Annotated in this window: 16 protein-coding genes and 1 pseudogene; 3 read left to right on the forward strand and 14 right to left on the reverse strand. The window is 54.7% G+C overall.

All coding sequences use genetic code 11. From position 1 onward, the window contains the following. Positions 1-220: 220 nt before the first annotated feature. The gene (locus C8K66_RS01700; protein ID WP_057004125.1) at positions 221-1,093 is read left to right on the forward strand and encodes an ADP-polyphosphate phosphotransferase; all 873 of its coding nucleotides are present in this window, start codon (positions 221-223) and stop codon (positions 1,091-1,093) included. Between the two features lie 153 nt (positions 1,094-1,246). Here C8K66_RS01700 and copD read toward each other — a convergent pair whose 3' ends face one another. The 7 genes from copD to C8K66_RS01735 all read right to left on the reverse strand — a co-directional run bounded on the left by copD (position 1,247) and on the right by C8K66_RS01735 (position 7,157). Continuing rightward, positions 1,247-2,191, reverse strand: coding sequence for a copper homeostasis membrane protein CopD (copD, locus tag C8K66_RS01705; protein WP_057004126.1), 945 nt, complete (start codon positions 2,189-2,191; stop codon positions 1,247-1,249). Between the two features lie 3 nt (positions 2,192-2,194). After that, positions 2,195-2,581 carry a copper homeostasis periplasmic binding protein CopC gene (copC, locus tag C8K66_RS01710; RefSeq protein WP_046489501.1) on the reverse strand — a complete coding sequence of 129 codons (387 nt, stop codon included), beginning with the start codon at positions 2,579-2,581 and terminating at the stop codon, positions 2,195-2,197. A gap of 70 nt (positions 2,582-2,651) precedes the next feature. After that, a complete protein-coding gene (locus tag C8K66_RS01715) occupies positions 2,652-3,536 on the reverse strand; it encodes a copper resistance protein B (RefSeq protein WP_046489500.1) in 885 nt (294 codons plus the stop codon). 9 nt (positions 3,537-3,545) lie between these two features. After that, complete coding sequence (locus C8K66_RS01720; RefSeq protein ID WP_057004129.1) at positions 3,546-5,411, reverse strand: copper resistance system multicopper oxidase; 1,866 nt, start codon at positions 5,409-5,411, stop codon at positions 3,546-3,548. A 267-nt stretch (positions 5,412-5,678) separates the two neighbouring features. After that, complete coding sequence (locus C8K66_RS01725; protein ID WP_046383460.1) at positions 5,679-5,951, reverse strand: heavy-metal-associated domain-containing protein; 273 nt, start codon at positions 5,949-5,951, stop codon at positions 5,679-5,681. A 265-nt stretch (positions 5,952-6,216) separates the two neighbouring features. After that, the gene (locus C8K66_RS01730; protein ID WP_108524111.1) at positions 6,217-6,660 is read right to left on the reverse strand and encodes a hypothetical protein; all 444 of its coding nucleotides are present in this window, start codon (positions 6,658-6,660) and stop codon (positions 6,217-6,219) included. A gap of 101 nt (positions 6,661-6,761) precedes the next feature. Beyond that, positions 6,762-7,157, reverse strand: coding sequence for a hypothetical protein (locus C8K66_RS01735; RefSeq protein ID WP_108524112.1), 396 nt, complete (start codon positions 7,155-7,157; stop codon positions 6,762-6,764). Positions 7,158-7,531: 374 nt separating this feature from the next. Between C8K66_RS01735 and C8K66_RS01740 the strand changes: the two genes are divergently transcribed. Both C8K66_RS01740 and C8K66_RS01745 read left to right on the forward strand, forming a co-directional pair. Beyond that, positions 7,532-8,071 (forward strand): hypothetical protein, encoded by a 540-nt coding sequence (locus C8K66_RS01740; RefSeq protein WP_046383463.1) that lies wholly within the window; start codon positions 7,532-7,534, stop codon positions 8,069-8,071. Positions 8,072-9,002: 931 nt separating this feature from the next. Next, positions 9,003-10,070, forward strand: a complete 1,068-nt coding sequence (locus C8K66_RS01745) for an HNH endonuclease (protein WP_108524113.1) — start codon at positions 9,003-9,005, stop codon at positions 10,068-10,070. A gap of 96 nt (positions 10,071-10,166) precedes the next feature. Here the strand turns inward: C8K66_RS01745 and C8K66_RS01750 are convergent, their stop codons facing one another. From C8K66_RS01750 to C8K66_RS01775, 7 genes and pseudogenes are all read right to left on the reverse strand, one after another. After that, positions 10,167-11,825: an RNA repair transcriptional activator RtcR family protein gene (locus tag C8K66_RS01750; protein ID WP_108524114.1), complete on the reverse strand. Its 1,659-nt coding sequence runs from the start codon at positions 11,823-11,825 to the stop codon at positions 10,167-10,169. Between the two features lie 221 nt (positions 11,826-12,046). Beyond that, entirely contained in the window at positions 12,047-12,832 is a 786-nt protein-coding gene (locus tag C8K66_RS01755) for a DUF4062 domain-containing protein (RefSeq protein ID WP_256590900.1), read from the reverse strand. Positions 12,833-12,909: 77 nt separating this feature from the next. Then, positions 12,910-13,122 (reverse strand): annotated as a pseudogene (locus C8K66_RS31135) (DUF4062 domain-containing protein); the annotation flags it as partial. Positions 13,123-13,151: 29 nt separating this feature from the next. Further along, positions 13,152-13,844: an ImmA/IrrE family metallo-endopeptidase gene (locus C8K66_RS01760; RefSeq protein ID WP_024690638.1), complete on the reverse strand. Its 693-nt coding sequence runs from the start codon at positions 13,842-13,844 to the stop codon at positions 13,152-13,154. Between the two features lie 162 nt (positions 13,845-14,006). Next, positions 14,007-15,353 (reverse strand): RES family NAD+ phosphorylase, encoded by a 1,347-nt coding sequence (locus C8K66_RS01765; RefSeq protein WP_108524115.1) that lies wholly within the window; start codon positions 15,351-15,353, stop codon positions 14,007-14,009. A gap of 173 nt (positions 15,354-15,526) precedes the next feature. After that, positions 15,527-17,278, reverse strand: a complete 1,752-nt coding sequence (locus C8K66_RS01770) for an ATP-dependent helicase (protein ID WP_108524262.1) — start codon at positions 17,276-17,278, stop codon at positions 15,527-15,529. 43 nt (positions 17,279-17,321) lie between these two features. Next, positions 17,322-19,226: an ATP-dependent endonuclease gene (locus tag C8K66_RS01775; RefSeq protein WP_108524263.1), complete on the reverse strand. Its 1,905-nt coding sequence runs from the start codon at positions 19,224-19,226 to the stop codon at positions 17,322-17,324. Positions 19,227-19,482 lie beyond the last annotated feature (256 nt).

Raw genomic sequence — 19,482 nt, forward strand, 5'->3', positions numbered from 1 at the left:
GGCCGATGGGGTAGGGTGGGGCAGGCCTGCGAAGGGGCAGGGCGTTGATCACCAGGCCCAGCGTATTGCGCGGAAGACGGGTGATCGCATTATTCGGTTATGCGCTAGTCTCCTGTCTAATCCTGAACGACACTTTGAAGGTTGCATTGATCAGATGGCGAGTTGCCAATGCAGCTTCAAGACAACCAGTCACCGCGCCAGCGGCACCGAAAGGCGGAATATGAAAATAAACTCGGCGGATTTTAGAGTACGGGAAGGCGACGAGGTCAATCTCCATAAGTGGCCGACCAAGGTGGAACCTTTCTACAAGTCAAAACAGCAATATCGCCAGCTTCTGACAACGCATGTTGCGCAACTCAGCGCGCAGCAGCAGCTGCTTTACGCGTCCAATCGCCATGCCATTCTGCTGATTTTCCAGGCGATGGATGCCGCAGGAAAAGACGGTGCCATCAAGCATGTGATGTCAGGTGTGAATCCGCAAGGTTGCCAGGTATTCAGCTTCAAGCATCCCAGCGCGGCTGAGTTGGAGCACGACTTTCTATGGCGAACCACACGCAACCTACCGGGACGCGGACAGATTGGCATATTCAATCGGTCGTACTACGAGGAGGTACTGATAGCCCGTGTCCATCCGGAAATTCTCCGAAGCGAGGGCCTCCCGGATGCTCTTGAAAACAATAGTACTGTCTGGCGGGAGCGATATCGTTCGATCTCCAATTTGGAGCGCCACCTGTCAGGTAACGGAACGCGCATCATCAAATTTTTTCTCCATCTGTCGAAAGAAGAACAACGAAAACGCTTCCTGGATCGCATCGACAAGCCGGAAAAAAACTGGAAATTCAGTGCTGCGGATATCGAGGAACGCAAGTATTGGAAAGACTATATGCAGGCCTACGAAAAATGCCTTAGTGCAACGAGCACGACTGAGACGCCTTGGTACGTTGTGCCTGCCGATGACAAGAAAAATGCCCGACTGATCGTATCTCAGATATTTTCAGATGTGCTGGATGGGCTGAAAATGTCATATCCCAAGACCAGTGAGGAGCGTCACCAAGAACTGCTGGATATCCGCAAGCAGCTTCTGGAAGAATGAATGAACGGTGCCGCTTTATCAGCATGCATGAGAGGCTGATGGATGCCAGTTCAAAAAACATGCTTTGGGACCTGGTTGAAAATCTGGCAGAACTTGGCAGGCTTAGAATTGAGCAGTGTGGTTTGTCCCGGAGCTGGTCGCTCATCATTCACTTCATGGGGACTCAGCGGACATCTCCATCTCTGGGCTGAGTGTGCCGAGCCAGGCAACCAGGCCCATAATGATCACCGCGACCGAGAACTCTAGGATCATGCTGCGCCGTAAAGCGTTGATCGCGACGGTGTGAGTATCTGCCTGAATGGATCGCTCAAGCAGCGGGCTCAGGTGAAAGCGGTTTACCGCCGCAAATACCAGCATCCCCGCGAACAAGAAGACCTTCAAAGACAGCAGGGCCCCATACGTGCTGGAGGTCAATGTCTCGAATGCTGGCCCGACAACCATCAGATAGTTGACGATCCCGGTGATAGTCAGGGTTGCGACGATAAGCGTCCCCGCTGATTCGAAACCAGTCAGCGTTCGAGCCAGCAACCGTATCTGCAGATCGCCTGTGAGGTTGGTTGAGCGCAATAACAGCGCAAATGCAGCGAGAGCGCCCAACCAACTGCCTGCACCCAGAAGATGGACAATATCGCTGGTGAAGTGCAGGTAGCGTCGACTGCCTTCATCCATGGCGCCATGTCCCGTCCAGGCGAGCGTCGCGAGGGCGATGGCCCCACACAATGTGGCCAGCCAGAGGCTCAATGCCGGGCTTCGTCGATTGAGAGTCGCGGCGATGACCGCCAAGGTCAATGAGGCTATCCGAACCATCCAGGTCAACCCGACGTCAGTGTCCATCAACATCATCTGCAGGATGTGGTGATGCAGCTCCATGACGCTGGACACGCCGCTCATCGTCTTGGCCATCTGTAGCATGGCCACCATCGATAGCAGTATGCCGATAAGGGCAGTTCCCACCAGCAACGACCCAAAATTCAACACGGCACCGTCTGCACGTTCCTTTCCTCTGAGACTGTACAGGCCAAACAGTGCCAGCCCGAAGAGCAGCATCAAGTCGATATAGAGCGCGAAGCGAAGGCTAATGTAGATGGAGTCGTCCATGGATCACTTGACTTTAAAGGTCACGGTACCTGTGATCGGGTGGGTATCGGAAGAAACCGCCCTCCACTCGACCTTGTATGTGCCAGGTGTGAGCGGCGCTGCCGGGGTGATGACCATCATTTTCGGATCGTCGCTACCCGCGACACTCGCTTTGACACCCATGGGGGAGTGGGCGGACATGCCCGGCATTTCGGTCATGATCAGTTTCGCGCCGGAAAACTGGGTGGTGAGCTTTTCCGAGAAACTCAGTTCGATTTTTGCCGGTGCAGCCACGGTGGCGCCATCGACCGGGGTGGAGGACAGTAATTTTGGATGCGCCTGGGCGGCAGTGCTCAACAACAAACCGATGCTGAGTGCAGCGACAGCACCGAGGGCTTTAAACGATGACATGCAAGGCTCCTGACGGCCTGGGCCGTGGGTGGGGTGTTACTGTTAGAATGGATGTATCTTTCGGTCAGGCTTAGAACCACATTCGCACACCGACGACAAAGCGCGTATCGCTCTGGTCTTCGCCTTCTTCGAGGCGGTAATCCGCCGTTTTGCCGTAGGCGCGGTTCCAGGTCACGCCGATGTAAGGTGCGAACTCGCGGCGTACTTCATAGCGCAGTCTCAGGCCGACCTCGGTGTCCGACAGCCCTGAGCCTGTGGCCCGTTGCGGGTCGTTTTTGCCATAGAGGTTGATTTCCGCAGTGGGTTGCAGAATCAAACGGTTGGTCAGCAAAATGTCGTAGTCACCCTTGAGCCGCAGCGCGGTCTGGCCGGCCTCGCCCAGGTAAGCGGTGGCTTGAGTTTCAAAGTCGTAGAGCGCCATGCCTTGCAGTCCCAGCGCCGCCCAGGTCTGCGGTGCACCAGGTTTGAAGTCTTGTCGCACTCCGCTGACCACGTCCCACCAGGGACTGACGGCGTGTCCCCAGAGTGCCTGAAGCTCAGCGCTTTCGGTCACGCCATTGGTTCGCTCGCCTTCGGTACGCAGCCAGAGACGATCCGTGTCGCCGCCAATCCAGCCGTTGGCTTCCCAACGTAATGCACTGCCCTTGTCAGCGTCTTGCCACTCGAGTTGATCGATCAGGAAAAATGAGTTGATGGCGCTGTCGTGCATCTGGTGGCCGGCATGGCTTTCAAACACCGCCGCGCGATCGGCATCGGTGAGCGCCGGAATGGGTGTACGGCTTTGCTGGGGCGCTGCGGGTTTCATACCCTGCATCTGGGAGTGATCCATCTCCTGCATCTGGTTGCCGTCCATACCTTGCATGGGCTCGGTCTGCCCATAAGCAAGCGTCATGACACCCATCCCGAGGATGGCCAGGCCGGCGAGTAGCGGTTTAGCGGTTCTATCGAAGTTCATGTCTGGCTCCTACTCTTGTACACGGACTTCGCGGAACATGCCCATTTCCATGTGGTACATCAGGTGGCAGTGGTACGCCCATCGCCCCAGGGCGTCGGCGGTCACGCGGTAGCTGCGTTTGGTGCCGGGCGGCATGTCGATGGTGTGTTTGCGAACCATAAAATCACCGTTTTCATCCTCCAGGTCACTCCACATGCCATGCAGATGAATGGGATGCATCATCATGGTGTCGTTGACTAGAACCACTCGGATGCGCTCTCCATATTTGAGATGAAGTGGTTCGGCGTCCGCGAATTTGACGCCGTCAAAAGACCACGAGAACTTTTCCATGTGTCCGGTCAGGTGCAACGTGATGGTGCGGCTGGGTTCCCGACCATCGGGATCCTGGAAGGTGCTCTTCAGGTCTGAGTAGGTCAGCACCCGGCGACCGTTGTTTCTCAGTCCCATGCCAGGATCGTTGAGTTTCGGTGTGGGGCTCATCGTCTGCATGTCGACCAGCGGGTTGTTCGCTTCCGAGGCCGGGTGGGGCTCCATCGAGTCCATGCTGCTCATGCCCGGCATCGAGTGCCCCGACGTGTCTGCCGAGCCTGGCGTCTGACTGTGATCCATGCTCTGCATCGATCCACCGTCCATGCCCGTCATACCCTGCATGCCGTTGTCCTCGCCGGCCGCCATTTGGCTGTGATCCATACTCTCCATGCCTTGCATCGAGTCCTGGGTCATACCCGTCATATCGCCATGATCCATGCCGGCCATATCCCCCATGCCCATGTCGCTCATCGTGATCAACGGACGTGGATCCAGGGGCGGCACAGGGGCCGAGAGCCCTTCATGTACAGCCAATGTGCCTCTCGCGAAACCGGTGCGATCCATCGACTGGGCGAACAAGGTGTATGCATTTTCGGTGGGTTCGACGATCACATCAAAGGTTTCGGCCACGGCGATGCGGAACTCATCGACGCTCACCGGTTTCACGTACTGCCCGTCTGCGGCGACGACAGTCATTTTCAGCCCAGGAATACGCACGTCAAAGTAGCTCATCGCCGAGCCGTTGATGAACCTCAGGCGCAGCCGTTCGCCGGGCTTGAAAATGCCTGTCCAGTTGCTGTCAGGAGCCTGTCCGTTGAGCAAGTAGGTGTAGGTGGCGCCGCTAACGTCGGCAAGATCGGTGGGGTTCATGTTCATTTCAGCCCACATTTTCCGATCCGCGACGGTGGCAGACCAACCGTTCTTGCTGACGTCATCAATGAAGTCGCCGACGGTGCGCTTGTGCAGGTTGTAGTAACTGGATTGTTTCTTGAGTTTCTTCATGACCCGCGCTGGGTCTTCATCCGTCCAGTCGGACAGCATCACCACATAGTCGCGGTCATAGCTGAAGGGTTCGGGATCCTTTGCATCGATGACCAAAGGGCCGTAGACGCCGACCTGCTCCTGGAACCCGGAATGACTGTGATACCAGTAGGTGCCGTTCTGTTTGACCTTGAACGAATAAACGTACAGGCCGCCCGGTTCGATGCCGTGAAAACTCAGACCCGGTACACCGTCCATGTTCACCGGCAGAATGATGCCGTGCCAATGGATTGAGGTGTTTTCCTTGAGCCGATTCCTGACCCGCAACGTCACCGTATCGCCCTCGCGCCAGCGCAGTATCGGGCCGGGGAGGCTGCCGTTGATGGTCATGGCGGAGCGGGGCGTGCCCGTGAAGTTCACCCCCATTTCACCGATAGTCAGATCGAAATGAGTGCCAGCGAGCACATTCGGCTGCCCCTGACTGGTAATTGCCCACACCGGGCTGCGCCACAGCCCAAAGCCTGCGAGTACCCCGCCTGCCGCCAAGGCTTTCACGAAAGTGCGTCTTGATGTTCTGGAATGCATCGAGGGGTATCCAGTCAGTCGGAGTCCAGGCAGATACGAAAGCGCTGCCACAGTAGGGCCATGGCTCGCTTCAGAGAGTCGGTGCCAGCCGCCATTTTGCGAGCAAGATGTCACATCATCAGCCCGCGCGTGATTACATTTCCGTCAGGTTGGCGGCGGCAATTTGGCTGCACTGCGATAGGGCAGCATCGATAGAGTTGTCTTGTTGTGATAGGCCGTGTCAGGTTAGCCCTGACGTAGTCATCAATTGCCGTTTAACAATATCGCTTACCGACAGCAGCAACCGCCGCCGTTCCCGCCACAACCCGAGGCTTTCTTACTCGGTACGCTTTCCATTGTCGCCAACTGTGCTGGATAGCCAGCCTCCTGCAGGGCTGTAAGCAGCGCATGGCTGTCCGAATCGCCGCTGACCTTCACCCGTCCAGCTTGTAGATCCACTGCTATGTCACTGACGCCTTCAAGTGGGCGCAGCGCTTCGGTGACGTGTTTGACACATGAGCCACAGCTCATGCCCTGGACTTGCAGTTCAACGGTTTTCATCGGTGACTCCTCATAACAAAATGCATCATGCGAAGGCTGAGGCATTCGGCTTTTCTGCGACGTTGGCTTATCTTCAACCTTGCTGCCATGGCAAGGTCAAGCGGTCGTTATCACTCAATCAATGGAAGCCTGGCGCAGGCCATCGTGATTTTGTACTCCTAAGGGAGTGCTATCGAGTAGTACGGCGGTGTCGCTCTAGCCATGCAGGCCATGGCGACACCGCCGTTGCATTGCCAGCGCCGCAATCCTCGGTGGATAGCGGTCGTCACTTCTTCATTGGCATATCCATCATCGACGACTGCTGATCCATCATTTTCATCATCATCTCCATCATTCCTTTACCCATACCCATACCCATACCGTCCTTGGAGCCAGACATTCCCATGCCTGAGCCCATCTCCACGCCCGTACAACCAGCAGCACCTTGCTGCTTACTCATCATGGCCAAGCTGTCCTTCATCGTTTTCATGCCCTCTTGCATGGCTGCTTGCCGTTCGGCTGGTGTCTTCGCGGCGGCGGCTTTGTCATGAGCGGCCTGCATTTTCTGCATTTGCTCGCTCATCGCTTTATTCATCGCCGACTCGGACGGTGCGCTGGCAGCCGTTGCGCTGGCAGGTGCGTCGACAGGGTGATGCTCATCTTCGGCAGAAGCCATGAAGACGCTGCTGGCCAAAATGGCGGCAAGAACCAGTTTCAATTGTGTTTGCATGGAGAACTCCGGGTATTTAGAGATAAGCAGGGACTACTAAACCGCGCCGAATCGGCGCAATGACGCAGAGCGGCCACGGTGTGACCGCCCTGAAAGGCGAATTAATCGTTGAAGCGGACGAATATAAGGCGGGCTGGCGGCCCCGGTGGAGCGGGGCGCTTCAGTGCGAGTGCAGCAAAGGTTATTGTTTGAGCGGGGTTAAGCAGCAGCATCGCAGGTAACAGCAAGGCAAGCGCTAAAGTGGCGAGATCCACTGTCGGGATCTGCGATGTGGGACTGATCGCCTTTGCTGCATCGGCACAATGCTTAAGGCAGCCGCTGGCATGCAGCGCATGTTCATCCACCTGTTGCAGCGTGGAAGGAGTCTCGTGCGTTGCACTCAGGCTGTGCTGCGGCTGCACCAGGCAGCCGTGAAATACCGTCACGATCACAGCCAACACCCACACCCCTAGGGTGAGTCGCAAAAGATCGCGGTAGTGATGACGGAACCAATACATGACGTGCTCCACGGGCCTGTTAGACCCTATTTGTTTCAGTGTAGACACCCAGGCAGTCGCAGAGTTGACCTCAATCAGGTAAGTGGGTTTTTGGGTGCGGTTGGGCAGCAAGGCTGTTGCTCGGCAAGCAGGTATTGCTGCGGTCATGATTCCGAGAGTGCAATCTCCCCGAGTCGGTTTATTTCGGCAAAACTAAACTCAGCTTTCTTGGATGCTGGCCATCCTCACCGGCGGTTCATCGGCAGGCTGTTTAAATGGGAGCTTGGGTTTGACGGTGATGCCGGCGGCGATCAGCGCGCTGCGTAAGGACTGAGGCGCAGCGAAAGCGAGTCGCGCAACTCGAAACTGCCAATGCATAACAATCGGTAAGTGCCATGAGAAAAAAACCAGAGCATCACCTTCAACTTCGAGTACGCGAGCTTGGGCAGTTGTTTAACTCGATGGATCCGACACCTTTTCTTAACAAGGATCTCGATCGCGAAGCTGAAGCGTTCATTGAGACTTGGGCGGCGGAATTTTCGTCGGACAGCCGGCTTCGTATCACAATCCACCTTGAGCACCTACCAGCAGAGGGCGATCCAAGTGCGATCATGATCGAGGCAATCCACAATTACTTTGATCATAAGGCAGGCCTCACGCGCAGTGAGTTAAAACACCTCCTTCGAGATGGCCGCATCAGCCTGGTGATCGGCATCGCCTTTGTTACCCTTTGCCTGATTGCAGTCGATGTCATTGGCCAACTGGGCACTGGCGCTGTAGTCGGCACAGCGCGCGAAAGCCTGATGATCGTTGGCTGGGTGGCAATGTGGCGACCGCTGCAGATTTTTCTATATGACTGGTGGCCGCTTTTAAGATTGATTCGTGTCTACAAAGCCATCAGCCATGCACATGTTCGAGTGGTGCAAGGTAAATAATTTCTGCCGTAAGCCGAAAGAGGCCGGTATCGGCGATGTATCTGCTAGTCCACATTTGCCGCTATCAATACTTGAGCATCTTTTCTAGCCCCTGGATGCAAATAGGCCGCCAATGACTGTAGGGAGGAAAGATTAGGAATGGGATGAATGGCCGCGTCATTGGTGAACCCGCGCTAGAATCTTTGCGTGGTGCATTTACGTTTAGCAGACGTACTGGGTGCTAGCCAGTCACCAAAGCTTCAGATACGGAAACGGAGATTCCGTGACAGGGCGACCTAAGGGCGGGTGTGAGGATGGAGCGCCAACAGCGCTGATTTTTCAGCAAACGGGGTTTTGTGGAAAAGCGACCAGGGGTAAATGGAAATGGACAGTCGAATCCGCGGCTTTCTAACCTGGTACAGGATTTAACATAATATACATTATGCGTAAGGCGAGCATGTTCGTGTGTGTTGCGTTACACAGGAAATTACCTAGGCTCAACTGCAACGCTAGTGCTCGGAAGTAAAGATGCACATAAAACGTGAAGTGATCGGTTGAAATCAAGCCATCTGACCCATTTCTAATCTTTACTGACGCACTTCCTTGCGTCTCCCTCCATTTCGACTCTTTACTGGCCAATCCTAACAAAATCCTATAAATCATAGCTTTAGCCAAGCGACTACCGTTTCCTGATCCATTTCGACTCTTTACCGACATGATTTCGAGCGTCTCCTTCCATTTCGAGTCTTTGCTGGCAAGATTCGCGGTTTTCTCCTTCCATTTCTAATCTTTACTGATACGAATCTATTTCCTGCTCTCATTTCGACTGATTACTGTCAGATTGCAGCATGATTCACCACTTAATGCGCAGTAATACGCAGCAAATGGCTTGTGTTCAGCCTATGTTGGTGGTGCATACTGATCCAAACTCACCGACTCCCGTGATGAAGCCATGCGAAGAACCCGCGCTGTACTCGAGCTGTTCGCGCTGGGGATGGATTCAACGCTGGCTGAAACCCTTCAAGCCGCTGAATGGACGATCCCAAAGCTGCGCAAGCAAAGTGACTGGGATCTGATGCAGCTAGGGATCAGCGCTGAAATCAGGCAATCCCTTCAGCTGTGTGATCCTCCAGCCATACCAGTAGACACGCTGAGTGAGGTGCTCGAAGCTAACCGCGCAATGTGCTGTATCTGTCGACTGCACAATCAAATCATCGTAGCTCACACTATTGTCCCGCTGGACGCCGGCGGCAGCCACTCAGCGCAAAACATAGCGATCCTATGTCAGTATCATCACATCGAGGCACTCAGCGAGGCTCAAAGAACTCGTTCCATTGGAATTCCTCCGACCATCGACCGGCTGGTCTCTGCCAAGAAAACTTGGGAACACTATTACGAAGAGCCGGACTTGGTTTCAGTCAGGCAAAGTGCCAGCAGGCCCGGTGAAGTTAACTGGTGGTACTTCAACCTGTTGGAGCTTTGTGAAATTGTTAAAGCTAAAGCTCAGTTGAGTCAACTCCCAAGCTTCCATTCGGTATTCAAGCATGGCTTGTGTAACGAAGAAGGAATCCCGGTTCAAGCGCCCAATGCACCCTCCCTCTACCAAGGCACTGGCGGCTTGGCCCTGTACGCTTATATGTTTGAGGTCTTGTTCGAACTCTTGGGAACACAATATTTGAGGAGTATCTATTCTACAGATCGACAGTCTTCGGTGGTTGGAACAGTTAAAAAAGGGAATCTGATCTGCTTTCAGGGAGAGCATATTTTTGAAGAATCCCCATCCGTGAACACCGATCGGCACCTGATTCGAAGCACAAGTAGGTTCAGGCGTATGGAAGTCAGCTTCGTCTTTGATTTAGATGAAAGCACCTCAAAACTGGCTAAAACAATGTGGCTCTGCGGCCAAAAAGAGATGGCCAGCATCATCTTGGTGACCCAGGCTGGGTACGTTGGTACCACGTACTGTATTGTTGGTAATGTTATGGCTATACGAAGTGCGAGTGATCGAGTAAAAGGCTAGATTAAATCGCATGAAGTATTAGCGTCATAATGAAGCGTACGATACCCCTGCTCCACTGATTCCTCCCCGCATCGACCCTGCTCGATTGCCTCCTGATTAAAAGTTCTCGTCCCCTCGCTCAATTGCTCGGTCGCCCAATGCCTTGACTGTCGCCTTGATCATCTCCAAGTTCAGTCCATATCCAATAAGATAGGAGCGGGATTTCTGCGCTGGGTTAGTGCCAGCATCTTCTCCATAAATGCGTCTGGAAAGATCTGCGTAGCTATTTGAGGTCAAAGCCATACCGATGACGTAGTTTAACTGGTTCTGCTCGAACAGATTCAGTTCATGAGCCGGGAGGACAATGCTGACGTAATCAACCGTGGCTGACTTGTCAGAGCTCGAGGAAGTCGTCCGTTCAGCTTCAAGGTGACCGCTTGCTCCAGGCGCCCGCCATTTGGCCCTCAGCGTGTGGATCTCTGTATCAACGATAACTTCGGAGATTACTCCGTCAACAGAGCGCGTAATCATGCGTTCGACAGAAGCCGACAAATCTCGGAAATTTGCCGTCCACAGAGCTTCATCTGACGTCGCGAATGCCAGGTACTGTTTGAGCGCTTTCGCTGAAAACCGCTGGTCATCCGGCAACTGGTTTGTCGACTTCCGGATCTCATGTGCGAGGTTCGACTCAATGTCTTCAGGGCGATCACGCAGCGACGGCATCCGAAACTCCCAAGTTGAAAGACGGGCCAGCAGGTCTATTCTGAACTGGCCCTTTTTGACCAACTCATGAAGATTCTTGTTGGAGGCTGCAATCAACTGAAAATCGCATTTGACGGGAGCCCTAGAGCCCAGCGGCGTGACCAGCTTGTCCTCCATCACTTGGAGGAGCACCGCCTGCTCGGACAGCCCGAGCTCATCGATGTTGTCGAGGAACAAGATCCCCTCGTGTGCAAATCGTAGCTCGCCCTTTGCCGAGCCTGTGAAGCCTATCAGAGCTCCGTCCTTGTGACCGAACAGCGCAGACATTGCCGAGATATCCTTCAGAGCAATGCAGTTCACTTCAACAAAACGCTCGACTACCAGGTTACTTCTCGCCCTAACCTGATGTACCCGACGCGCCATGGCTGTTTTTCCGGAGCCCGAAGGGCCCGTAAGCAAGATTGGACTGCGCGACCGCAACACAGTGGCTTGAATGTTGACGACCATCTCGTTATAGGCGTTGTTGTGCGTGACAATATTGCCCTTGAGTACTTCGATACCAGCAGCGTTGCCGAGGGGATATTGATTGAGGATGGCATCGTATCTCGAGAGATCCGGATCGATGAGCTCCACCTTTGAGGCGAGATCATCTGTCTTCGCATCGAGGCACTCAACAAGCCTCACGGGCCAGCGGTCGGTGGCGGCAAGGGTACAGAAGCACATCAGCTGGATCGGCGTGCAGGTCGTAATGTTGAGGTAGTAACGGTGAGCACGGTCGAACTGGAAATCGTTAGCAAATCGGAGCAAGGTCATGTACGTCGCGTTCAGGCTTGGAGGGCTCAGTGGCATCTCTATCAATTGAACGTCAAAATCACTTCGCATGCGCTTGGCATCTTCCTCAACCAAGGTCGCCAAGGCTTCGTCACGTTTTTCGTAGAGAAGAATCAATCGATCAATCGGCGGTTCGCTGGCCGTTGCGACCCCGGGGTTGGGACGCCATTTGGTCAGGCGTTTTTCGCTGGTACCACCGTCCAGAGAAGTGCTGAGATACGAAATCATGATCGACTTTGACATATGCCGCCTTGTTTATCCCCTACGCTAGTGCGCCCCAGAGTTAAACATGCCGACGGCCGAACCTCGTAGAGGTTTTTTCGTGCATTGGGCATCGTGCTGCTGGTACAGCTGCTGGGCACCAGACTGCACCCACGAAGGCTCCAGTTCGCTTTGCTTTGCTGCAGGCCGCTGAGGGTATCGAATCCATGACTTAACTGAATATTGAAGAGGTCATTCAGCGGTCAGCCAGCGAGATTGCGTCCCATCCTGAAAAACACGTCATCAAGCCAGCGGTTATAGGCCGCTTGTGACGCTGGGATGAGCAACTGCCGTTCAACAATGTGTTCCTCTTGTCGATGCGGCATCGAGAGACTGCTCGATACGACGGTCGGCGGCTCTTGGAAAAGCTTGTAGGAGATGTCAGTCAGGGAAAGCTGGAACCACCCTCCTCGGCCATGCGTGATCAGTCCGAATGCAGCCTCGGCCAGTTTTCGCACTCGGCTAGGAGAAATGTAATGGCCGGCAAAAGGGTCATGGTTGGATGTGGGGGCAGTGAGGGCAGCCGTGAACCAGGCCATTCCGGAATCATGGTGACGCCATGCCACAGTGCCCGCATCTATGCCGGTTAAATCGCCCTGATCGAAATCCTTGTACCCGTCCTTCACTGAGCTCAAGCCCGCCTGGCAGAGTTTGAGGAAGAACGTTTCGTGTTCGGAATGCACCTGGCGCAGAGTACCGGAAAGTTCTGGCTGAGGCAGGAAGGCTATCTCGATGCGGGTATCTCGACTCCAATTATTCCAGTGCCTCTGGCCATGACCTTGGCGCTGCTGAAGGCGCTCAACAAACTCGTGCTCTGAAATCGCGGCACGCGTCACGTTGAGCTGATGCAGCGCCTGAACGATGGCGTCTGACAGCTCGTGTTGGTTGCAAAAGGTCGCCCGGAACAGCCCATCGACATAGTTCGATACCTCCCATCTGAACGCTTCCTGCGGCCCCTCGACTGGAACGTCCTGAAGGAAGGCAAGCACCCTCTTCCCACCGCCCTCGCACGACGAAATTCCTGCTGGGTCACCGACTCCCCGCTTGGAGTTTTGAAGCCAAAATCGGCCCCCAGAATCACAATGACCACGTCAGCCTGGTCGACCTCGGTCATGCATGCGACTTCTGAAGAGTCGGGTCGAGCACCGAAATCCTCGCACATGATGGTCTGATGCTGGAGCAGACCTACGGCTTTTCGGGCAGAGGCTCGATATGCCTCGAAGCCACGTACAACGGAGCTGATAAAAACCTTCACAAATAACCCCCCACACAGCTTCATCCTAGCTTAGGTGTTTGCAATAGGCCGCTTTAGGGCCAGCGCACCAAGTCTAGCTCTTTGATTCGAATAGCCATGGCTGAATCCGAAACCCCGAACTGCTGGGCCAATGACACCAGGTTCCGATTGTTGAATTGGGTGCACCGCGCCAGCGCTAGCTCGCGCTCATCTGAGTCCTTTGAGGCATAGAGCAGGCGATCCGGGTGATTAGGGTCGAGGTGAAAGGCGATCACGTCGCTGAAGCGCAATTGTCCTTTGCAGCAGAACATGAATTCGAACCGTTCTCTCAACAGCTTTTGAGGCATCAGGAAGCACGCTGCGAAGCGGTCGGCTTGCCTCTCAGCGAGAGGCCGAGGCGCTTGCAATGGGCCGCCGTCGAACGCGCGGTCGCGATGCATGACGGTGTCTTCGTGCAGTACGAGATGGCCTATTTCATGGGCGCCAGTGAAGAGCTGGACTTTGTCACCAAACTCGGTCGCAACGGCAATCTTGTTAGCCTGACGATCAATCAAGCCCGCGATTCGGGTACCGGTGTTATGCCGGTTGAACTTGGTATCCCCCAGCGTGGGATAGACATGGTAATCATAGCCACAGACCAAAGCAGCGATTTGAGGGCTGCGCATCATCATTGGCTGGGTATCTTGATCTGGCCAGAGGTAGCGGCGATCTCGGTAGATTTGCATGAGCAGATCAGTCGCTGCTTTCTCGATATAGGATTCGTTCATGGCAAAACACCAGATTTAGGCTCTCAGACATAAATTAACCCAATATGTAGTGATGCCAGTATGCCAAAACCCCTAGATGTGGGGTTTGCCGATGAACGGTAGCTTAAGTGCTTCTCATGCGGGAAGTGCCGGGCAGCTGAGAACCTTTGCATGGAAGAGGGTCTACCTGAATCCTGTAAATTTCCTGTCTTTCGACCAAGGAACATAGCGAACGGGATCAACCGCGCTGCTAAATCGAACACCCTGGATCTGGTGAATCACGATGCAATCTCTGGCTAGACGCAGGCTTGGCTCGGGATGTGGTACGAGTGGCACATACTGGGAGCGTTCATCTCTGCTTCTCGGCCCGGCTTCCCAGAATTCAGGGTAGTACACCCACCGATCCTCATCCGACTCCCACAGGCTCACGTACTCCGCCTCCTGTGTGTCCTCTAACCTTTCAACCCCGCTTGCCTTGTGAAAAAGAATCACGTTCTGGCCCGGTGAGGCATCCTTCGGCACCTGTGCAGACGGGAACAAGATCCCGTCGAGGTTGAGACCTTGGTGTGTAGCCAGAAAATCGGCAATCGCCTGCGTGATTAGATAACCGCTTTCCGCTGAGTCAGGCATGACCGGCATGGTCAGTTGGCTTTGTAAGGCTTTGAGGAAGGCGCAGCGTTCGGCAAGGCTCCTGCGAACGGGATTGAAGTAGCTCAGGTCACGATGCGGACGCATGGCGTTCAGGTCGTTCAGGTTGAGAAGTCGCAGAGGCCTGATAACGTCGAACCGTGCGGTCACCACCGTGCTACCTACGGGAGGGCGAACCTCCGCAATTGCGGTATGGTCGTCTGTTGCACCGTAAAAAACCGAGATGCCTTTGGCATTCATTCGCCCCGGGGAGCCCTTACCCCTGGGCAGGGGCCCCAGATGCTTTTCAGGGTGCTTCAGCGCTGCTGCCATTGTGTCTTCGTCTTGGAACACCCGCCCCCGCTGGAATGATGAGATCGGTTGGCCAACGCCGGCGATGACAATGGCTGATCGATCGTCCTTTGAACGCAAATCTTCAATGCCATCGAAAACCATGGACAGGATCGACCCCACTAAAGGGTTCGCCAGCCGAGATTCAAATTGCAGGCTGTGCTCCATTTTCCGCCAGCCAACCGTCAGCTCTGACGACGCCTCAGTCTCTTCAATAAAATAGGGATCGTCGTCATCGTCCAGGCCGCTCCAGGCTTCAAGCAACCGATCATGAACATCAGACAGCAGGCTCTGACCAGCACCCAGCATACGCTCCAGGACGAAATACAGACTTTCACCGACGGGAGGATAACCGTGGTGTATTACTGAGCTCGGTTGCTGGATTGGACGAAAGCAAGCGTGGATTGCCGTCTCACACATATCCACGAGTTCGTCCATGTCCATGACTGGAAGCTCTCGGTCACAGTAGTCGCATTCACTGACATCATTATCCGCGGCCTGATCGCGCAAATAGGCTTCGGTGAGACAATGGGTACACACGAGCTGGCTCATTACGGGCTCCTTGTCTGTTCAAAAGACGCTTGTCTATACGCCGGCGCAAGGCCAAGTCACCATCGGCTACCCTTTCGGAGTGGATCGCGCCTCTGTGAGCGAGTAGCCCTATTTCTTCCTGCTGAACCTTGGCTTGGAGAGGCGCTAGATCAGACAGGGCGTTCCAAAGCTGGTTACGGCACCTCGAACCCCAACTGCGCCAGCACAGGTCGATCCTCGGCTTTGAGCGTTTTCACTGCCCAAATCAACATGTGCTGTGGCCTGGAACTCGCTACATAGGCAAACCGCGCTGCTTCTGATCCGCGATCCCGCAGCCAGTCTTGCCAATGAGACTGATGCACTCCGGGCTGTTGGGAAGAAACCACTACAGTGACATCATGAGTTTCGCCCTTCACTTGGTGAATCGTTTCGTAGCGCAATGTGTCTGGTAGCCCTTCCAACACCTCTTGGCTTACTACTCGCACGGTTACGGGCTTGCCACCCTGCCCTTTGCGAGCCACAAGATTCAAGCCTCTCAGGCCGTCCAGCACATCCCGCAGCTCCATAGGTACAAAGGGCTGATCCGGGAGTTGTCGGATCGCCAGCTTCGCGGTGCGCACCCAGGCCGACCAGGTCTGATCGGAGTTTCCAGCACCATTGGCGACCATGAACTTCAGACTCTCATGGATGAACTTCCGCCAGGCAAGCCTGGACTCCATGACAATCGGGCAATACGGGCCGACCTTGGTGACCTCCAGCTCAAGTTTGTTCGCCAGCCACTTTGCAAACGTCCTCAGGCTATCCTTGATGTCCTTGAGGTTGCCTGTACTGGCGCCGATGCACGCGACTGCCAGCAGCTCGATGCCTTCAAAGGTCTCACCATTACGTAAGCGCTGCAGGGTGGTATGACCGCGCGCCACCAGTACCACGTTGGTGTACGCCTGTGTCATGGCGCGGATCGTAGGCAACAGCTCAGAGGGGCAGGCCTTGTATTCGAGAATCCGCGGTCGTTCGGACGCAATATCTGGGTTGCCGCTGATCCGTTCGCCGCCGAGGATTTTGGTGCATAGATCGACTATGTCCTGTCCGCTCCGCCAATTCGTCTTAAGCTCATAGGGTTCGAACTTGAGCTTGCCCATTAGCTCGGTGACCTTATCGGGGTTCGACCTGCGAAAGCCATAGATCGACTGGTTCAGATCGCCGATGAAGTGGAACTTGATGCCGAACTCTGTGAGATGTTCGACGATTCGCAGCTGCTCGGCCGAGAGATCCTGGCATTCGTCCACGATGACCAAAGGAAATCGGCGCGCGATCCGTGAATAGTAGGCGTCGAATTTCTTATCCTTGAATGCCTTCAGGGCGAGCATGTCGATGTCGCCAAAGGTGGCGAACCCTCCCTTCCACAGCCGTTTTTTGGTGGCGATGAGATCTTTGAAGGTTTCCTGATCAATGGCTGCAGCATTCAACTGGTTATCGAGACTGCGTTCGCCGGTTGAAAATACGAATCTGGCGGCGCCAAGGTCATAGTCGTATTTGCACGCGGAGATCCAGCGGTCGCAAATACTCTTTCGCGTGCGATAGATGTCCGCTGTCTTGTCTAGAATACGAATGCGAAAGTCACCCTCCTTGCCCGTATATCCAGTGATCTCACTGGAGATGCTCGCCACCAGCCGGTTCAGAACGAAGCTGTCGAACGTAGCGATCATATGGGGCATACCGATCGGCTCCCCCAAGTACTTATGAATCCTGTTTCTGAGTTCGTCCGTCGCGCTGTTGGAGAAGGTCAGCACTGCAATGCCTGAGGGTGAGCGAGACCATCCCTGAACGATTCTGGCCACCATAGCGGCAACCACCTCTGTCTTTCCGCTGCCCGGGCAGGCCTTGAGGTAAACATGCTGGTCAAGCGGTGAGGCGAGGTAGTCCAACTGCTCCTGGGTGAACTCCATCATGGGCCGGCCCTGCGTAGGACTTCTGCGGCGGCTCGAACCATCATGCTGGTCTTTCTTCCAGGCCGCAGGCCCAAAGAATCGCCAGCCGGATGTACTCTGGCACCACGAAGTCAGTTTCCAAGACCTCTAGCGCGTCCGCAAACGACTGGGCATAGAGCCCTTTGCCGATCTCATCCGAATCGAGCCGATCAAGTAAGGCTCCCGCGTAATCGGCTCTTTCGGCAGATGTCATGGCGGCGAAATCCAGTTTCGCGTTCTTTTCCAGCCCCTTCACTACCGAACCGTCCGGCACTGGCCAGAGTCCAGCCGCAACCGTCATCATCGTCCTGAGATTGTCGCCCTCCATCGCGATGTCGTATTCGAATGTCTTGTACATGCCTGCGAACAGTCGACCGAACTGCGATCGGTTAATGGGGCCTTGCAGCGATAATGCTGGGTTGTTACCAACAGGATGCTCATCAGCGTGGGGTAAAAAGGGTATTGCTTTGGTTCCGCCTTTCCCATCGTCAATAGACTTCAAAGACTTCGGTGGATCGTTGTCGGTTAGACCGGCGCACCTGACTGGCACATCAGCCCCCGGCTGCTCGCCATTGACGTCACAGAACAGCTGCATGAAGTGTTTGAAGTAAATACCGCCGAGGTTTATCACCGACACGCCATAATCATCCAGGCAGTCTCTCCCTTTGCCGTAGGGCCGCAGGACAATCCGAGCCAGCTCCGGCACCACGATGGCTTCTGCGATGCCCTCGACCAAGATTGCGCCCTTGGAGAACAACAGATTTGACTTCGTGACATCCAGCCAGCGATCAACAAAGCGCCGGCTCTGGTCGGGAAGCCCCGTGTTCCTGAGAGGTACTGCTACGGGCTTGTCGTCATTGGAGATATGAATGATGTGATCGACCGACACAGCAGCAGAAATCACCGTTGAATGCGTAGTGATGATCACCTGTATCCCGCGTGCTTCAGCAACTGTCTTGAGGTGGCGAAGCAGCCGTAACTGGAGTTGGGGATGAAGGTGAGCCTCCGGCTCCTCAATCAGTAACAACCGCAGATAGGTTTCTTCACCTCGATCTTCCTCTGCTTCAAGGATGAGCTCTGCCAAGATCGATGCGATGTACAGAAGGTTGTTGTACCCCAGGCTATTTTCCTCCAACGACCGAAACTGGGTAGCGTCAGCCTGGGAGAGATTAGGGAAATACAAGAGCCGCAGGCCTTCCACGATTCGGGAGAAGCTGACCTCTGAAAACTGGATCATTGTGCCTTGGGAAAGGTGCATCCCCAGAGCTGCCTTCAGATTTTCACCGATTCTCTGATTGGCCAATTTGATAGCAAACTTGTCGCTTTCGGAGAGCTCACGGTTGAAGTCGCCCACGTATTGCTCCAGCGGGTGCAGCTCGCCGGCTTTTCTCGCGGTTTCAAGATCTTTGCGGCATAGGGCTTTCAACAGGCGAGCTAGGCGAGACTGGCGCCCCTCACGAAGTTTGGTCTCGGCGTCACGTAGCGGCGGTAGGTAAACGCAATGAATGTAGTCGAGCGTTTCCGTGTCTAATGTCTTGGTGTATTCATGGCCACCGTATGTATGGTGTCTGAACCGGCCGCGCGCCTCCTGATTAAGCGCGGTGAAAGTCAGTTTTGCTTCGTCGTGATTCCCACACCAATCTTCGAAGGCAATGACATCGTCTTTGTCCAAATCGGAAAACGTGGCTTGAATCCGGATCGATTCCGCGGGGACGGCTCCAACCTCAAAGCCTTTATAAAAATCGCGCTCACTGATGATCCGCTTACCCGACTCGGAGTCATTGAAAAGCTGGCGTATCGCGCTGATCACGCCGGTTTTGCCCGCGCCGTTTTCCCCAACGAGAACGTTGAGACCGTCGTGGAATTCGATGGTAAACGGCTTGCCAAAACACTTGAAACCATTAACGTCTAAAGCACGCAGATACATGAGCATCCCTTCTCGCTAGTTGTCTTCCAATCGGGCCTGTGGCGCTGCGTGATCCCTCCGGCGCTTAGTACGACGTGCAGCTTAAAGGGCGCCCGAATAGTGGCGATACGATACACCGTGTCCAAGCCAAGACATACCGGTGAGCCGTTGACGGACACGTCATACCAAAACAACCAAACCGCACTTTTTGACGCCGCTATCAGCTCCATTTGGTAATGACTGTGACCTGCACTGAGTCCACTGAATAAATACCATA

The organism is Pseudomonas sp. GV105 (genome assembly GCF_003058185.1).
Classification (GTDB): domain Bacteria; phylum Pseudomonadota; class Gammaproteobacteria; order Pseudomonadales; family Pseudomonadaceae; genus Aquipseudomonas; species Aquipseudomonas veronii.